Raw genomic sequence first — 15,764 nt, 5'->3', positions numbered from 1 at the left:
GCGCCTGACCGGATTGTCACGGAGGTTGTCGTACCGGGGTGCCAGGATGCCGTCGTGGCGTATGACGAGGACCTGGCGAACCGGGTACGGGAGCTTGTCGGGCGCGAGCCCGGCATCGCCGAGCGGCGCATGTTCGGCGGCCTGGCGATGATGCTGCGCGGCAACATGGCCGTGGTTGTCCGCGGCGCGGGGGGCTTGATGGTCCGCGTCGACCCGGCGGAGTCCGAGCGGGCGCTGGCCGAGCCCGGCGCCGAGACGACGACGATGCGCGGGCGGGCGATGCGCGGCTGGGTCACGGTGGAGCCCGCGGCCTGCGAGCGGGACGCGGACCTGGCCCGGTGGGTCGACCGTGGCGTCCGCTACGCGGCCGGTCTACCGGCGAAGTGACGCACCGATAATCGGCTGCGGGCAGGTCTCCTCCGCCCTAGGCTCGGCCACCAGTCAGACCGGGCCGGGCCGGGCCGGCGGGTTGGAGATGAGCACCGCGATGACGATCAACCTCTATGCGATAAGTGTCGACGCGGCGGAGCCACTGCGGCTCGCACGCTTCTGGGCGGCGGTGCTCGGCCGCGAGGTGGTTGACGACTTGCACGAGGGGGTCGCGCTCCGGCCCGACGGTGACCCGGGCTTCCGCATCCGGTTCCTGCCGACCGAGTCGCCGAAGGTCGGGCAGAACCGGATCCACTTCGACCTGACCAGCGCGACGCCGCAGGGGCAGCGGGAAACGGTGGCCCGGGCGATTGAGCGGGGCGGGCGGCACGCCGACGTCGGCCAGAAGGGCGACGAGGGGCACGTGGTGCTCGCCGACCCGGAGGGCAACGAGTTCTGCGTCGTCGAGGCGGGCAACAGGTTCCTCGCCGGCTGCGGGCTCGTCGGCGCGGTCAACTGCGACGGCTCGCAGGCGGTCGGCTACTTCTGGAGCGAGGCGCTGGGCTGGCCGCTGGTCTGGGACCAGGATGAGGAGACCGCGATCCAGTCCCCGCGCGGTGGGGCGAAGGTCACCTGGAGCGGTCCGCCGTTGATGCCGAGGCACGGCCGGGACCGCGTACACCTGGACCTCGCGCCGCCTGTTGGCGCGGACCGGGAGGCGGAGGTCGACCGGCTGCTCTCGCTCGGCGCGACCCGGGTCGGCGCGGGCCGGCACACCGCCGACGACGTGGTGCTGGCCGACCCCGACGGCACCGAGTTCTGCGTGCTGACGCCCCGGTAGCGGCCCCTTGCGCCGGCGGACGCCGCCCCGATCCGGACCCGATCCGAGGACACCGATCGAAGTGCCTGTCGGCGAAGTCGGTCGGCGGGTGGTTCCCCGTCCGCGAGCCGGAGCCGCCTGAATCTTGGTACGGAACGGCCCTCAGAGGGGCGTTCGCGTACCAAGATCTACGTTGTCCCAGGAAGTGGAAAAACGATCCCGGGATTCGAGAACATATCTTTGATCGACTCCACCTCGCCGAAGTGGCGGGGTCGGGGCCGCCGGGATACCACCACTTCGGCGTAGTGGAGTCGATCAAGCCGCAGGATACCGCCACTTCGGCGAGGTGGAGTCGATCAAGTCTCCGGACGCGGTGACTCCGGTGGCGGAGGTGGTGGCCGGTCGAGTCGCCAGCGCGGTGTGGACGGTTCAGGGCCGGCACGCGGCGTGAGTCGTTCACGTCATCAAGTTTGTCGGCGCCTGCTGAACACCTTCCGGGCCAGCCTGGGCAGCACGCCGACCGCGCCCCGGGCGCCCTCACACCTGGATGTCGAAGCGTTGCAGCACCGAGGGCGCGACCAGGCCCAGCGCGGCGAGCACGGCCACCACGGTCATCGCGGTGCGCAGCACGACCGTCTCCGCCTTGCTGCCGGTGCGCAGCGCGATGCGGTTGGGCAGCCCGATCATCGTCCACATCCGCCGTTTGATCGGAATCGGCCAGAGGATCGGCACGCCGGCTCGGGTGATCATGTCACCGAGGATGTGTACGAAGCAGCCCACGCCGACGGCGAGGCCGATCATCGGATAGCCGCGGTCGCCGGGCAGGTTGGCGAACGTGAACCAGGCCGCGGCGGCGGACACCAGCGTGATGACCACCCAGCCGGCCCGTTCGGCCCACTCGTCGAAGAGCCCCCGCAGCGCCAGGCCGATCATGAAGAACAGGATGCTGACCACGGCCCACTTGCCGTAGTGGGCGCAGAGCGCCGTGGTGCCCCACCCGACGAGCACGGTGAACGGGACCGTGTGGGTGAGCGTGCGGTGCCCGTTGTTGCGGCGCGGGTCCTTGCTCAGCTTGGTGGCGTAGTAGACGCCGAGCGAGATCTTCTCCACCACCTCGGCGACGAAGAGGCTGACCACGCCGAAGGTGCGGGCCACGGTGGCGCCACCCTGGTTGCGGGTGACCTTGCCGGAGAGGTCGAGGTCGGGAAAGAGCGCCCCGCCCGCGCAGACCGCGGTGCCGACGGCGAGCGCCAGCGGCGTCTGGTGGTAGTCGGCGAACTGGTCCAGCGCCCATGAGCCGGTCAGCCACACGGCCGCGCCGGACAGCGCATGGGACGGTCCCATCATCTCGGCTCGCCCTCCCCAAAGATCTTGATCGACAAACTACGCCACTGTAGTCAGTCGGTGCGACGGTGGGCATCAGGAAGTATGTCGGCCCAGGCGGGCGCGGCGTGCCGTCTGTCGGCGATGGGACGCCGGCGGTGTCAGCCCGCGGTGCGGGTGGGCCGAATCGGACGGATGCTGTCCCGGATCAGAGCGAACTGCCCGCTGGCGGCGGCCCAGTCGGCGTCCGAGGTGGTCCAGCCCAGCGTCCACCCGGACTCCTCGCCGGGCAGCACCCGCAGGGCGCGCAGCCGTTCGCCGGTCGGGGCCGTCCAGCGGCATTCCCACTCGGCGCCCTCGCCGGCGGCGGCGAGCCGCACCTTGTCGTACCCGGGCAGCCGGCCGGCGTCGCGGAGGTCCCGCTCGGCGGACTTCAGCCGGCCGACCGGATCCCCGCCCGGGTAGGGCTCGACGCCCAGGATGCGCCGGGTGGTCGGGTCCTGGAAGCAGGTGGTGTCGCCGGAGCGGAGCTGGAGCCAGCCGGCGGGCAGGGCGATGTGGAACCCGCCGGTGTCGGCGGGCCAGATCCAGTCGGCCGGCACGGTCGCCGGATCGGCAGGTGGCGGACCCTTCCGCACCGGCGTGCCGGCCACGTCCGGCCGGATGCACGGGAACGGCGGCGGTGGCACGCCGGGAGGCGGGCCGGGCGGACGCTCCCAGGGCCGGCCGATGGCCGTGCCGTCTCCGTCGCCGCTCGCGGGAGGGTCGCTGTCGACGGCGAGGGCGGTCCCGACGCCGGCGGCCAGCGCCAGCACCGCGACCGTCGCGGCCGGGCCCCAGCGCCGTAGCGCCGCCCGCCTCCACTCGTCACCCGGTGGGTCGCCGTCGCGACCGGTCTCCCCGTGGTCGGTCTCCCCGTGGTCGGTCTCCCCGTGGTCGGTCTTCCGGTGGCCGTCGCCGTGCGGAGCGCGCAGGCCGTGCTCCGCGCCGCCGTGGGCGGTCCCGCTTCGATGGGGTACGCCGTGCGGCGCGCCGCCCCGCACGGGGTCGTCGTGGAGCGCGCCGCTGCCCGTCGCGCCGCGCAGCGAACCGGAGTCGACCGGACCGCTTGAGGTGATGGGCGGTGGGGTCGCGGCGGGGGCGCCGCCGGGCCCGGGGAGGTGCACCGGGCTGACGGCGTCGGCCCGGGGCGCCGGACCCTCGGGACCGGTGGGGCTGCCCGGGTCGACGAAGCTGGTCAGAACCGTGGGGCCGAACACGCCGACCGGGCGGTCGGGGGTGCCCCGGACCGAATCGTGCTCCGGCTGGTCCGGTTCGTCGGGGTGGCGCTCGTCCGCCGGGTCGGCCGGCGGCGTCCGGTCGTCCTCGGTCGGCCGCGCCCACTCGCTGCGCCGCGCCGCCCGACTCCACGCCCTCGCGGCGGCGGCCGGCGGCATCATGTCCGGGTAGCCGACGGTCGGCCGGTCCGACGCACCCGGGCCGTCCCCGTCGCCCGTGTCGTCGTCGCCGTCCCCACCGCCCGGGCCGTTCCGGCCGTCCCAGCCGTGCCGTTCGGCCGGGCCGGGTCGGGCCGGCGCGTCCGGGGTCGGGTGCCCGGCGCTCCCGCCGGAGACGCCGCCCGACACCGCGGCGCGTCCGGTCGCGGTCCTGGGCGAGGTGTCGGGTCCGGGCCCGGTCGCGGGCGGGACGTCGGGTCCGGGGCGGTGTACCGGTGGGACGGCGATGCTGGCGCCGCTCGGCGGCGCAACGGTGGGTGCGGCGGACCGGGGGACCGGCGGGACGGCGATGTGGGAGCCGCTCAACGGCGGGACGGTGGGCGTGGGCCGGGGGACCGGTGGGTCGGTGCCGCTCACCGGCCCGCCGGTGGACCCGACCGCGTGCCCGGGTGGCGCGTTCCGGCCGGAGCGGCCATGTCCGGCCGTGCCGGACGCCGGGCGGTCCGGCGCGTCCGTGGCCGGTGTGGCGGCGGAGGCGAGGAGCCGGGCGATGTCGTCGTGGCCGAGCCGGTTGCGCGGGTCGCGGCGCAGCAACCCGACCAGCACCGGCATCAGCGGGCCGGCGTGCGGCGCCGGGTCCGGCGGCTGGCTGGCCAGCGCGGCGAGCGTGGCCATCGCGGTGCTGCGGGCGTACGGCGAGCGGCCCTCCACGGCGGCGTGCAGCGTGGCGCCGAGCGACCACAGGTCCGCCTCGACGCTTGACACCCCCTCGGCGGCGCGTTCCGGCGCGACGTACTGCGGGGAGCCGAGGACCAGGCCGGGACGGGTCATCGCGCCGTCACCGCCCTCGAACACGGCCAGCCCGAAGTCGGTGAGGAGCACCCGCCCGTCCCGGGCCAGCAGCACGTTCGCGGGTTTCACGTCCCGGTGCAGCACACCGGCCCGGTGGGCGGCGCGCAGCGCGGCGTGCACCGCCCGCCCGATCTCGGCGGCCCGCCGGGGCGGCAGCGGACCGTCCGCCTCGATGATCTCCTGGAGCGAGCGGGACGGGACGTACTCCATGATCAGCCACGGGTCGCCCTGGACCCGGACCACGTCGTAGACCCGCACCACGTTCGGGTGGTTGAGCCGCGCGGCCGTCCGCGCCTCGCGCAACGTGCGGGCACGCAGCTCGTCCCGCTCGTTCTCGGCCAGCCAGTTGGGCGGCAGCACCTGCTTGACCGCGACCTCGCGTTCGAGCTCCTCGTCCCGGGCGAGCCAGACCTGGCCCATCCCACCGCGGCCGACCAGCTCGATCAGGCGGTACCGTCCGGCGATCACAACCTTACGCACCGCACTCCTCACCGCTGGTCGTGGTCCACAATAGCCAACGGATCGGACGGTACCTATCCTCTCGGGGCAGCAGACCTCAGCTCGCCGCCCCGGCCAGCAGGTTTCCTTCCGGAATGGTGATCGCCGGCCGACCCCCGACCAGCATGGCGGCGGCCCGCCGGGCCTGGAACGAGTGGTGCTCCCGGCGGGCGGCGGCGTAGCTGGCGACGGTCCGGGCCGCGATGGCGGACCAGGCGTACCGCCGGGTCACCATGGCGCGCGCCTTGCGCGCCACCCGGCGGGCGAAGACCTCGTCGCCGAGCAGCCGGTCGACGGCGCCGGCGAGCGCGGCCGGGTCGCCGTGCGGGAACGTCACCCCGGTCACCCCGGGCTCGACGATCTCGGCCAACCCGCCGGTGCGGGCCACCGCGAGCGGCGCCCCGGCGGCAGCCGCCTCCAGGGCGATCATGCCGAACGGCTCGTAGAGGCTGGGGATCACGGTGGCGTCGGTGGCGGCGAGCACCGCGGGGAGCTGGGTGGCATCCATGAAACCGGCGAACCGGACGGTGTCGTGCAGGCGCAACCGGTGTGCCTGGTCCACCAGCTCGTTCTTGTACGGGCCGTCCCCGGCGATCACCACTCGCAGGCCGGGGTGCCGGTCGGCCAGGTGCGGCACCGCGTGCACCAGGTGCTGCACGCCCTTTTCGTAGACCAGCCGGCCGGCGTACCCGATCAGCGGCCCGTCCCCGGCGAAGCGGGCGCGGGCGGAGGCGACCGCGTGCGGGCGGGCCCGCCAGGCCCGGTCGTCGACGCCGTTGGCCACCACGTCGATGCGCCCGGCCGGCACGTCGAACAGCCGGACCACCTGGTCGCGCATGTATCCGGAGCAGGCGATCACCCGGGCCGAGGCGTTGCTCAGCCAGTGCTCGACGCCGTGGATGGTGCGGTTCATCTCCCCGGGCAGCCAGCCCTGGTGCCGGCCCGCCTCGGTGGCGTGGATGGTGGTCACCAGCGGCACGTCCAGGTGCTCGGCCAGGGTCACCGCGGTGTGTGCGACGAGCCAGTCGTGGGCGTGGATCACGTCGTACGCGCCGGAGCCGGCGGCGCGCAGGGCGGTGCGGGTGAGGGTGTGGTTGAACGCCATGGTCCAGGCCAGCAGGGAGTCGGTGGCGAGGGGGAAACGCACCGGGTCCTCGGCGGCGCGGACGATCCGCACGCCGTCGGCGTACTCCTCCATGGGTGTGCCCTCGGCGTGCCGGGTGACGACGGTGACCTCGTGCCCGGCGGCGGCCAGGGCGACGGAGAGCGCGTGCACGTGGCGGCCGAGGCCACCGACGAGCACGGGTGGGTACTCCCAGGAGAGCAGCAGCACCCGCAGGCGCCGGGCGGGCTGGATGTCGATCACTTCGGCGTCAGCTGACACGCGGCCCCCTTTGAGTTGTGGTCGTCCCGCCCGAGGTCACCACGGGGGGTCGGCACCCATCCTGCCCAGGTGTCGATAACCGGCGGCGACACGCCGGTTGCCGGTCTGTAACGCGTTACCGGCGGCCTCGCCGCGCGCGCAGCAGCTCGGCCACCGACCAGGCCTGGAACGGGCAGCCGGTGGCGGCGTGCGGGGCGAGCCCGTCGGCGGTCTCGCTCACCGAGCCGAGGCCGTCCTCGACCAGGTGACCGGCCAACCCCACCAGCAGGTCGTCGGTGGGCATCCCGGCCCGGCGGTAGGCGTCGACGAGCGGCCCGGTCAGCCACGGCCACACCGTGCCCTGGTGGTAGGCGGAGTCCCGCTCGGCCGGGCCGCCCCGGTGCCGGCCGGTGAAGCCGGGCGACCCGGGGGCGAGACTGCGCGGGCCCAGCGGGGTGACCAACGCCTCGGTGAGCCGGCGCAGCGTGACCTCGTCCGGCTCCAGCGGGGCGTGCGGCAGCGACCAGGCGAGCAGTTGGTTGGGGCGCAGCAGATCGTCGTCGTGGTGCGGGGCGCCGCCGAGCGGGTACGCGGGCGCCGGGGCGTCGACCACGTCGTGCAGCCAGCCGGCCGGCGCCGGGAACCGGTCGCGGAACGCGGTCGTGGCCCGGCCGTGCAGGTCCCACAGGCCGGTGGCGTCCCGGCCGGCCAGCTCGGTCAGCTCGGCGAGCCCGGCCAACCCGTTGATCCACAGCGCGTTCACCTCGACCGGCTTGCCGGTGCGCGGGGTCACCGGCACGCCGTACACCCGGGCGTCCATCCAGGTCAGCGCCACATCCGGCGGGCCGCCCTGGGTGAGCAGCCCGTCGGCCGGGTCGACGCCGATGCCGTACCGGGTGCCGGCCACGTGCGCCTCGACCACGCCGTGCAGCGCCGGCAGCAGCTCGTCGCCGAGGTCGGTGTCGCCGGTGACGGTGACGTGCCGGGACACCGCGTGCAGGAACCACAGCGTGGCGTCGACCGTGTTGTGCTCGACCCGGCCGGTGTCGGCGGTGTTCGCCAGCATGCCCTCGGACAGCGTGCCCGCGTACGCCCGCAGCAGCTCCCGGCCCTCGTCGGCCCGGTTCGTGCAGAGGAACAGCCCCTCGTAGGAGATCATGGTGTCCCGCGACCAGGCGCCGAACCAGGGGTAGCCGGCCACCACGTCCGGCCCGGTGGCGGTGCGGACCACGAACGCGTCGGCGGCCAGCGCGAGCGTCGCGGAGACCGCGTCGTCGGGCTTGGCGGCGGACACCACCGCCCGGTTGCGCCGCCGGGCCGCCTCGACCACGGCGGTCGCCGGTGGCGGCTCCGCGCCCAGGTCGTCCGCCCAGGCCAGCACCGTCACCGTCGCGCCCGGCTCGTCGAGCGCGCCGGAGAAGCGGCCCGCGTACCAGAGGTCCTCGTCCGGGTTCAGGCCGCGGTCCGCCTCCGCGCGGTGGCGGACCCCGAGCCACCACTGGCCCTCCGGGGTCCAGTCCGGCCCGGCGAGCCGGAACGCGCCGTCGACGATCGCGCCACCGGCCACCGGCTCCAGCCGGGGCGCGGGACCGTCGGCCCGCCGCTCGCCGTGCGCGTCCCGCCAGGTGCAGGCCGCGGCCAGGTCCAGCCGGACCGGGCCGCCGGAGACCAGGCGGTGGACCACGGCGACACAGGACCGGTCGTACGCCATGGCGATCTCCCGCTCGATCACCACGTCGCCGATCCGCCACCGCCAGCGCGGCACCCCGTCGGTCAGGTCGAAGCGCTCCAACAGCTCGAAGCCGCGCGGGTCCACCACACCGGAGGACCACTCGTGCGCGCCGAGCCGGACCCGCGTCCCCGACGGCAGGGTCACCGCCGGGTCGAGACTCACGAGTCCCACCTTGCGGGACGCCGGCGTGTCGCCCGACACCACGAGCAACCCGTGGTAGCGGCGGGTGCGCAGCCCGGCCACGGTGCCCATGGCGTAACCGCCGCGCCCGTCCGTGACCAGCCATTCCCGCTCGGCGGCGGTGGACAGATCCGCGCAGAACCGCGGACCGAAACGGATGTCGATCAACTTTCCTCCACCGGCAGCGAGGTGTGACATGCCACGACGACAATGGCCGCTGTGGAGATGTACCCCGGCGGCGTCGAAGATGTTCCGGTGATCACCGACCACCCGACCTCCGCGGCCCCCGACCCCGAGCGGCACCGGCTCGCCCAGGCCGATGCCGGGGAGCAGGACTGGCGCGCATGGGGCCCCTATCTGTCCGAGCGGGCGTGGGGGACGGTACGGGAGGACTACAGCGAACACGGCACGGCGTGGGACTACTTCCCCCACGATCACGCGCGGTCCCGAGCCTACCGGTGGAACGACGACGGCATGGCGGGCGTCTGCGACGACCGGCAGACGTTCTGCTTCGCGCTGGCGCTGTGGAACGGGCGGGACCCGATCCTCAAGGAACGCATGTTCGGCCTCGGCGGCGACGGCGGCAACCACGGCGAGGACGCCAAGGAATACTGGTGGTATCTCGACAGCACCCCCACGCACTCGTGGATGCGCTGGCGCTACCACTACCCGCAGGCATCCTTCCCGTACGACGAACTCGTCGCGGTCAACGCGCTGCGCGGCCGGGACGACACCGAGTACGAGCTGGTGGACACCGGCATCTTCGACGACGACCGCTACTGGGCGGTGACCGTCGACTACGCCAAGGCGTCCCCGACCGACATGTGCCTGCTCGTCACCGTCGCGAACCAGGGCGACCGGGACGCCACCCTGCACGTGCTGCCCACACTGTGGTTCCGCAACACCTGGGCGTGGGGGCTGCCCGGCGCCGACCGGGTCCCGACGATCCACGGCGCGGGCTCCCGGCTGGTCGGTGACCACTGGGTGCTCGGTCAACTGCTGCTGGAGGGCGACGGCGACCCGACGCCGCTGCTGTGCGACAACGAGACCAACGCGGAACGGCTGTGGGGGCTGCCCGGCCGGTCCGCGTACCCGAAGGACGGGATCAACGACCACGTGGTGGCTGGCGCCGACACCGTCAACCCGGACCGCGTCGGCACCAAGGGCGCGCTGCACTACGTGCTCGACGTGCCGGCCGGCGGACGGCGGCAGATCCGGCTGCGGCTGACCCGCACCGCGCCGCCGCCGGCCGCCGTCGCGCCCCCGCCGGCCGACCTCGGGGACGGGTTCGACACCGTGCTCTGGGCCCGCCGCGCCGAGGCGAACCGGTTCTTCGACAGCGTCATCCCGGACGCGGCCACCGCCGACGAGGCGATGGTCGCCCGCCAGGCGATCGCCGGGCTGATGTGGGGCAAGCAGTTCTACCACTTCGACGTCAAACGCTGGCTGGAGGGCGATCCCGGCTCGGCGCCGCCGCCGGCCGGGCGCCGGCACGGGCGCAACAGCGCCTGGTGGCACATGACCAGCTTCGACGTGTTCTCCATGCCGGACCCGTGGGAATATCCCTGGTACGCCGCCTGGGACCTGGCCTTCCACTGCGTGACCATCGCCCGGGTCGATCCGGGGTTCGCCAAGGAGCAACTGCTGCTCCTGCTCCGCGAGTGGTACCTGCACCCGAACGGGCAGATCCCGGCGTACGAGTGGGCGTTCGGGGACGTGAACCCGCCGGTGCACGCCTGGGCCGCGTTGAAGGTCTTCGAGATCGACGGCGGCCGGGACCACGAGTTCCTCGCCCGCGTGATGCACAAGCTGCTGCTCAACTTCACCTGGTGGGTCAACCGCAAGGACACCGGCGGCAACAACGTCTTCGAGGGCGGTTTCCTCGGGCTGGACAACGTCGGCCCGTTCGACCGCTCGGCGGCGCTGCCGGTGGCCGGGACGTTGGAGCAGTCCGACGGCACCGGCTGGATGGCCATGTACGCGTTGAACATGCTCGACATGGCCGTCGTGCTGGCCGAGCACGACCACGCCTACGTGGACACCGCGACGAAGTTCTTCGAGCACTTCGCGTACATCGCCGCGGCGGCGTACTCCCAGGGGTTGTGGGACGCCGACGACGCCTTCTTCTACGACGTGCTGCGGCTGGCCGACGGCACGAAGGTGCCGTTGAAGGTCCGCTCGGTGGTCGGGCTGCTGCCGCTGGCGGCGGTCACCCGCCTCACCGCGCGGACGCTGCGCCGCCTGCCGGAGCTGGGGGCCCGGCTGCGCTGGTTCCTCACCAACCGCCCCGAGTACGCCGACGTGATCGGCGCCCGGCGGCTCGGCCCCGACGGCCGCCAGCAGCGGCTGCTGTCCATGGTCGGCCCGGAGCAGGTGGTGCGGCTGCTGGCCCGGATGCTCGACCCCGACGAGTTCCTCTCCGAGTACGGCCTGCGGACACTGTCCCGCGCCCACCTGGACAAGCCGTTCACGGTCACGTTCGGCGGGCAGGAGTTCAGCGTCGGCTACGAGCCGGCCGAGTCGACGAGCGGCCTGTTCGGCGGCAACTCCAACTGGCGCGGTCCGATCTGGATGCCGACGAACTTCCTGCTGATCAGCGCGTTGCGCGACCACGCCGCGTTCTTCGGCGACGACCTCCAGGTCGAGTATCCGACCCGCTCCGGGGTCAAGCGCACCCTGGACGAGATCGCCGACGACCTCTCCGCCCGGCTGATCTCGCTGTTCACCCGGGACGGGTGGGGACGGCGGCCGATCTACGGCGCCGCGCAACTGTTCCAGACCCATCCGGACTGGCGGGACCTGATCTGCTTCCCGGAGTATTTCCACGGCGACAACGGCGCCGGGCTGGGCGCCTGGCACCAGACCGGGTGGACGGCCCTGGTCGCCGATCTGATCCTCACCCGGCGCCGCTGACCCACCGCCGGTCGTTTGGTCCCGCTGCCGGTCGCGGAGTCCTGCCGCCGGTCGTGGAGTTCCGCCGCCGGTCGTGGAGTCCTGCCGCCTGGTCGTGGAGTCCTGCCGCCCGGTCGCGGGGCACGGCGGGTTGCCGCCGTGCCCCGTGCCGGTCAGGCCAGCGGCAGGAACGCCAGCCGGGCGTGATATTCGCCGGCCACCGTCACGGTGTCGCTGCCGACCCACAGACCCCGGTCGGTGGCGTACAGCTCGCCGGTGCCGACCCCGCGGTCCTTGGTCGGGTTCCAGGCCAACGCCTTGCCGGTGGTCGGGTGGATCGCGCCGATGCCGGGTCGGGACACCGCACCCGCGCCGGCCGAGTCCCGGCCCAGCGGGTTGTCCAGCCAGCGCTGGTGACCGCCCACGTACACCGCCGCCCCGGTGACCGCCACCGAGAGCAGGGTGTCGCCGCCGGTGTAGTTCGCCCAGGTCGGCTGCTTGCCGGCGGTCTCGGTGCCGAAATCGAAGCGGGACGCCGTGTCGCACAGCGTCCCCGGGAACGCCGCGCCGGTGGTGACGACCACGAACCAGGCGCCGTCCGCGGAGATGTCCACCCCGCGCATGTAGGTGGGCATGGTCCGGGCGCACTGCGGCTGGTAGCGGGTCGTCGACCAGCCGGACAGGGCGGCGCCCGCGCCGCTCAGGTCCGCCACCGCGAGCTGGTGCCGGACCTGCCCGGCGACCGAGCTGAAGTTGCCCACGAAGACCAGCCGCCGGCCGTCGGCCGAGACGTCCAGCGCCTCGATCTTGACCGGGGCGGTGACCCCGGTGGCGGTGACCCGGGGGCCTTCCAGACGCAGGTTCACCGACGTGTCGGCGGCGCCGGTGGTCGCGTCCAGGGCGGCCAGGGCGCGGCGGGTCACCCCGCCGACGGTCTGGAACGCCCCGCCCACGAGCAACCGCGTGCCGACCAGCCGCATGTCGTTCACCTGGTTGTTGAGCGCCGCGGGGGCGAACCCGGCGACGCGGGCGCCGGTGGCCGCGTCGATCCGGGCCACCCGGGGCGCGGCGACGCCGTTGACCGTGGTGAACGCGCCGCCGAGGTAGATCGAGCGGCCGTCGGCGGCGGCGGCGAGCGCCTTCACCGTGCCGTTGACCGCGGGCTTGAACGTGGTGTCGATCCGGCCGGTGGTGGCGTCGAACGCCACCAGGCGGGGCATCGCGAGCTGCGCGGTGCTGTTCGCGTTGCGTACCTTGGTGAACGAGCCGCCGACGTAGACCCGGTTGCCGATCTGGAGGATCCGGTAGACCGTGCCGTCGAGGGCGTGCGGGGTCCAGGCCACGGGCTTCGTGCTGACCACAGTGGCGTGCGTGGCGTTGACGGCGAGAGCCGGGGACGCGGAGAACGCGCCGGCGGTGGTGGCGAGCGCGGCGGCCACGGCGATGGCCGCGTGCCTCCGGTGCCGGGCCCGCTTCGCAGAGGGTGGGGCGGGTGCGGGAGTCATGGCCAAAGCATGCTGATCGAGTAGGAATTCCGCAGTCGGGTAGCCGCCTCTTTCCGCCCGCCGACCGGCCGGTCCGTGCGGTCCGTGCGGTCCGTGCCCGTGCGGTCCGTCCGGCGGTTAGGCGGGGGCCCCGCTTAACAACCTCGCGGTAAGCGGGTGCCGTTCCTCTACCAAATGCGTTAAGCGGGGCCCCCGCCTTACACATAGGGTGTGCGGGGTTCTGGGAGGAGTGCGATGCGATCCGTTCTGGTCTTCGACGCCGACGACACGCTCTGGGAGAACAACGTCCTCTTCGAGCGGGTGATCGAGGACTTCCTCACCTGGCTCGACCATCCGACGCTGGACCGGGCGCAGATCCGGGCCGTCCTCGACGACGTCGAGCGGGCCAACGCCGTGGCGCACGGCTACGGCAGCAAGATCTTCCTGCGCAGTCTGGGCGAGTGCCTGGAGAAGCTGCGCGAGCGTCCCGCCACCGAGGCCGAACGCGCCGACATCGAGGGACTCGCAGCCGCGTTGGTCGGGCACCAGGTCGAGTTGATGCCGGGGGTCGCGGAGACGCTCGACGACCTCGGCACCCGCCACGACCTGCTGTTGCTCACCAAGGGTGAGCGTGAGGAGCAGCAGCGCAAGCTCGACGCCTGCGGGCTGCTGCACCACTTCCACGCGGCGCACATCGTGCCGGAGAAGGACGCGGACACCTACCGCTGGCTGGCCCGCGAGCACGCCTTCGACCCGGCCGACGCTTGGATGATCGGCAACTCTCCGCGTTCGGACATCCTGCCGGCCCGGGCCGCCGGGATGAACGCGGTCTTCATCCCCAACGAGAACACCTGGGTGCTGGAGCACGAGGAGCTGGACCCGTCCGACGAGGGCGTGATCCGGCTCGCCGCGTTTCCCGACCTGCTCCGGCACTTCTGAGCCGGCCGGTAACGTCCGGAATGTGCCGCTCACCTTTCCTTCGCATCTGGCGCCGGTGCTGCCGCTGAAGCGGTGGCGACCGCACTGGTTCGACGGGGTGGCACTGGCCACCGGCGCGGTGGCGCCGGACGTCGGCTACCTGTTCCACGGCACCCGCTTCGAGCCCGGGATGCGCACACACACGCTCGGCGGGTTGCTCTGGTGGTGCCTGCCGGTGGCGCTCGGGTACGCCTGGGTGGTCCGTCGGGTGGTCGCCGGCATCGCCGTGCACCTGCCCGCGCCGCGGCTGTTCGGCTGGCCGCAGTACGCCGCGCTGGCCAGGGTGCGGCACCCGTGGCAGGTCACCGTCTGCTCGGCGCTGATCGGCGCGTTCAGCCACGTCGGTTGGGACCGGGTCAGCCACAGCGAACGCCTGCCGCGGCTGCTCGGCATCGCCGACTTCCACGCCCTGACCGGGCTGTACTGGTGGCAGTTCGCGGACGTGTTCGCCAGTCTCGGCGGCGGGCTGCTGGTGCTCGCCCTGGCGCTGGGCGCGGCCCGGCGTGGCGCGGTCTTCGACGGGCCCCGCCCGCCCGCCCCGGCGGCGAACCCGCTCGTGTTCTGGCGGGTGACGCTGGCGGTCACCGGCCTCGGCGCGCTGCTGCTGCCGGGGTTGCCGTCGGCCACCGTCCCCGCGCCCGCCGGCGTGCGCGTGCTGCACCTCGGCGCGTTGGCGCTCATCGCCGGCGCCGCCGCGGCCCGGTCCGCGCCGCCCCGGGAGGCCGACCGGGACCACCGTCCCGATCACGAACAGCGCCCGATCTGTTGACCCTGTTACGTCGACATGCCGCCTTTCGGCATAGACATCAATCACAGTCGCGTGCTGCCGGCCGACGCTTGTCCGACCTGCGCGGACCCGCTTAATGTGGGCCGGCGTCCACGCCTCGTCGGGGTGAGTCGGGGGCGCACCGGAGTCCGGTGGTGACAGCACCGTGGAGCTGAGTGCGGGCAGACCGGCTCGCCGTGCGGGTCCGGCGTGGGCGGCGTGCCCCGCCCGCCGCGTCCCCACGGCGCAGGCCGATACCACGTCGGACGGCCGGGGGCAGGGCCGGGGAGTTGCGGACCCGGTCCTGCCCCGTCCGGCCAACGCCGGGCGTGACCCTCTGGTGCACCGGTCGTCACGGAGTGACACTGAGGCATGGCACTTCCGCGCGTACCGCTGCTCGCCGGCCTGGTCGTGCTGCTCGCGGCGGCCTGCACGACGACCGGCCACGACGGCGCGCCGCCCGCGACCTCGGCGCCCGCCGCCGCGGTCACGACGACCGGCGCGCCGCCCTCCGCCACCGCCCCGCCGGTGCCGACCGGCGTCGCCGCGCCCGCCGCGTCCTGGCGGGTGACCTGGGGCTGGGCGGTGCCCGACCGGCCCGCCCGGGTGACGCATCCGGTGCGGGTGCCGGTCACCCCGGGGCAGCCGCTGCCGGTCCTGGTGGCGGTGGAGACCGGGGACCACCCGGCGGAGGGGTTCAGCCGGATCACCTTCGCCTTCCGCGGGCCCACCCCGTCCTACCGGGTCGGATACGTGGCGCGGGTGGTGACCGAGGGGCGGGGCGCGCCCGTCGAGCTGCCCGGCACGGCGTTCCTGTCGGTGCGGTTCTCCCCGGCGCAGGCGCACGACGCGCGTGGCGGCGGGACCGCCCGCGTACCGCCGGCGGTCATCGACTATCCGACCCTGCTCGGCTGGGCCGCCGCCGGCGATTTCGAGGGACACCTGAGCTTCGGGCTCGGCCTGCGGGTGCCGGAGGGCGAGCTGCTGCCGGTGCGGTTGGCCGAGTCCACCCGCCCGGACGGCGCCCACGTCGTCTCCGTCGACGTCCGACGGGATTGACCGCCGCCCGGT

The 15,764-nt window shown here is 73.9% G+C and carries 11 protein-coding genes; 6 read left to right on the top strand and 5 right to left on the bottom strand.

Annotated features, from left to right (window positions below):
• Window positions 1-54 precede the first annotated feature (54 nt).
• Together O7619_RS23145 and O7619_RS23140 are read left to right on the top strand one after the other, a co-directional pair.
• Window positions 55-387 carry a TfoX/Sxy family protein gene (locus O7619_RS23145; protein ID WP_282283400.1) on the top strand — a complete coding sequence of 111 codons (333 nt, stop codon included), beginning with the start codon at window positions 55-57 and terminating at the stop codon, window positions 385-387.
• 100 nt (window positions 388-487) lie between these two features.
• Window positions 488-1,210, top strand: a complete 723-nt coding sequence (locus tag O7619_RS23140; RefSeq protein WP_282288912.1) for a VOC family protein — start codon at window positions 488-490, stop codon at window positions 1,208-1,210.
• Window positions 1,211-1,726: 516 nt separating this feature from the next.
• Here O7619_RS23140 and O7619_RS23135 read toward each other — a convergent pair.
• From O7619_RS23135 to O7619_RS23120, 4 genes are all read right to left on the bottom strand, one after another.
• Entirely contained in the window at window positions 1,727-2,536 is an 810-nt protein-coding gene (locus tag O7619_RS23135; RefSeq protein WP_282283399.1) for a metal-dependent hydrolase, read from the bottom strand.
• 137 nt (window positions 2,537-2,673) lie between these two features.
• Window positions 2,674-5,280, bottom strand: coding sequence for a serine/threonine-protein kinase (locus tag O7619_RS23130; protein ID WP_282283397.1), 2,607 nt, complete (start codon window positions 5,278-5,280; stop codon window positions 2,674-2,676).
• A 76-nt stretch (window positions 5,281-5,356) separates the two neighbouring features.
• Entirely contained in the window at window positions 5,357-6,682 is a 1,326-nt protein-coding gene (locus tag O7619_RS23125; RefSeq protein WP_282283396.1) for a glycosyltransferase family 4 protein, read from the bottom strand.
• Between the two features lie 115 nt (window positions 6,683-6,797).
• Window positions 6,798-8,741 (bottom strand): amylo-alpha-1,6-glucosidase, encoded by a 1,944-nt coding sequence (locus O7619_RS23120; protein WP_282283394.1) that lies wholly within the window; start codon window positions 8,739-8,741, stop codon window positions 6,798-6,800.
• A gap of 42 nt (window positions 8,742-8,783) precedes the next feature.
• On the opposite strand from O7619_RS23120, the gene O7619_RS23115 reads away from it, so the two are divergent.
• Complete coding sequence (locus tag O7619_RS23115; RefSeq protein ID WP_282283393.1) at window positions 8,784-11,486, top strand: glucosidase; 2,703 nt, start codon at window positions 8,784-8,786, stop codon at window positions 11,484-11,486.
• A gap of 152 nt (window positions 11,487-11,638) precedes the next feature.
• Here O7619_RS23115 and O7619_RS23110 read toward each other — a convergent pair whose 3' ends face one another.
• Window positions 11,639-12,970, bottom strand: coding sequence for a hypothetical protein (locus O7619_RS23110; RefSeq protein WP_282283392.1), 1,332 nt, complete (start codon window positions 12,968-12,970; stop codon window positions 11,639-11,641).
• A gap of 234 nt (window positions 12,971-13,204) precedes the next feature.
• Here O7619_RS23110 and O7619_RS23105 point away from each other — a divergent pair, with 234 nt between their 5' ends.
• The 3 genes from O7619_RS23105 to O7619_RS23095 all read left to right on the top strand — a co-directional run bounded on the left by O7619_RS23105 (window position 13,205) and on the right by O7619_RS23095 (window position 15,752).
• A complete protein-coding gene (locus O7619_RS23105; protein WP_282283391.1) occupies window positions 13,205-13,888 on the top strand; it encodes an HAD family hydrolase in 684 nt (227 codons plus the stop codon).
• Between the two features lie 22 nt (window positions 13,889-13,910).
• Window positions 13,911-14,696, top strand: a complete 786-nt coding sequence (locus O7619_RS23100) for a DUF4184 family protein (RefSeq protein ID WP_282283390.1) — start codon at window positions 13,911-13,913, stop codon at window positions 14,694-14,696.
• A gap of 369 nt (window positions 14,697-15,065) precedes the next feature.
• Window positions 15,066-15,752 (top strand): hypothetical protein, encoded by a 687-nt coding sequence (locus O7619_RS23095; protein WP_282283389.1) that lies wholly within the window; start codon window positions 15,066-15,068, stop codon window positions 15,750-15,752.
• Window positions 15,753-15,764: the final 12 nt, after the last annotated feature.

The organism is Micromonospora sp. WMMD998 (genome assembly GCF_029581235.1).
Taxonomy (GTDB): Bacteria; Actinomycetota; Actinomycetes; order Mycobacteriales; family Micromonosporaceae; genus Micromonospora.
Note: the sequence above shows the minus strand (reverse complement) of the source record. Positions and strands in the feature narration are given on the sequence as shown.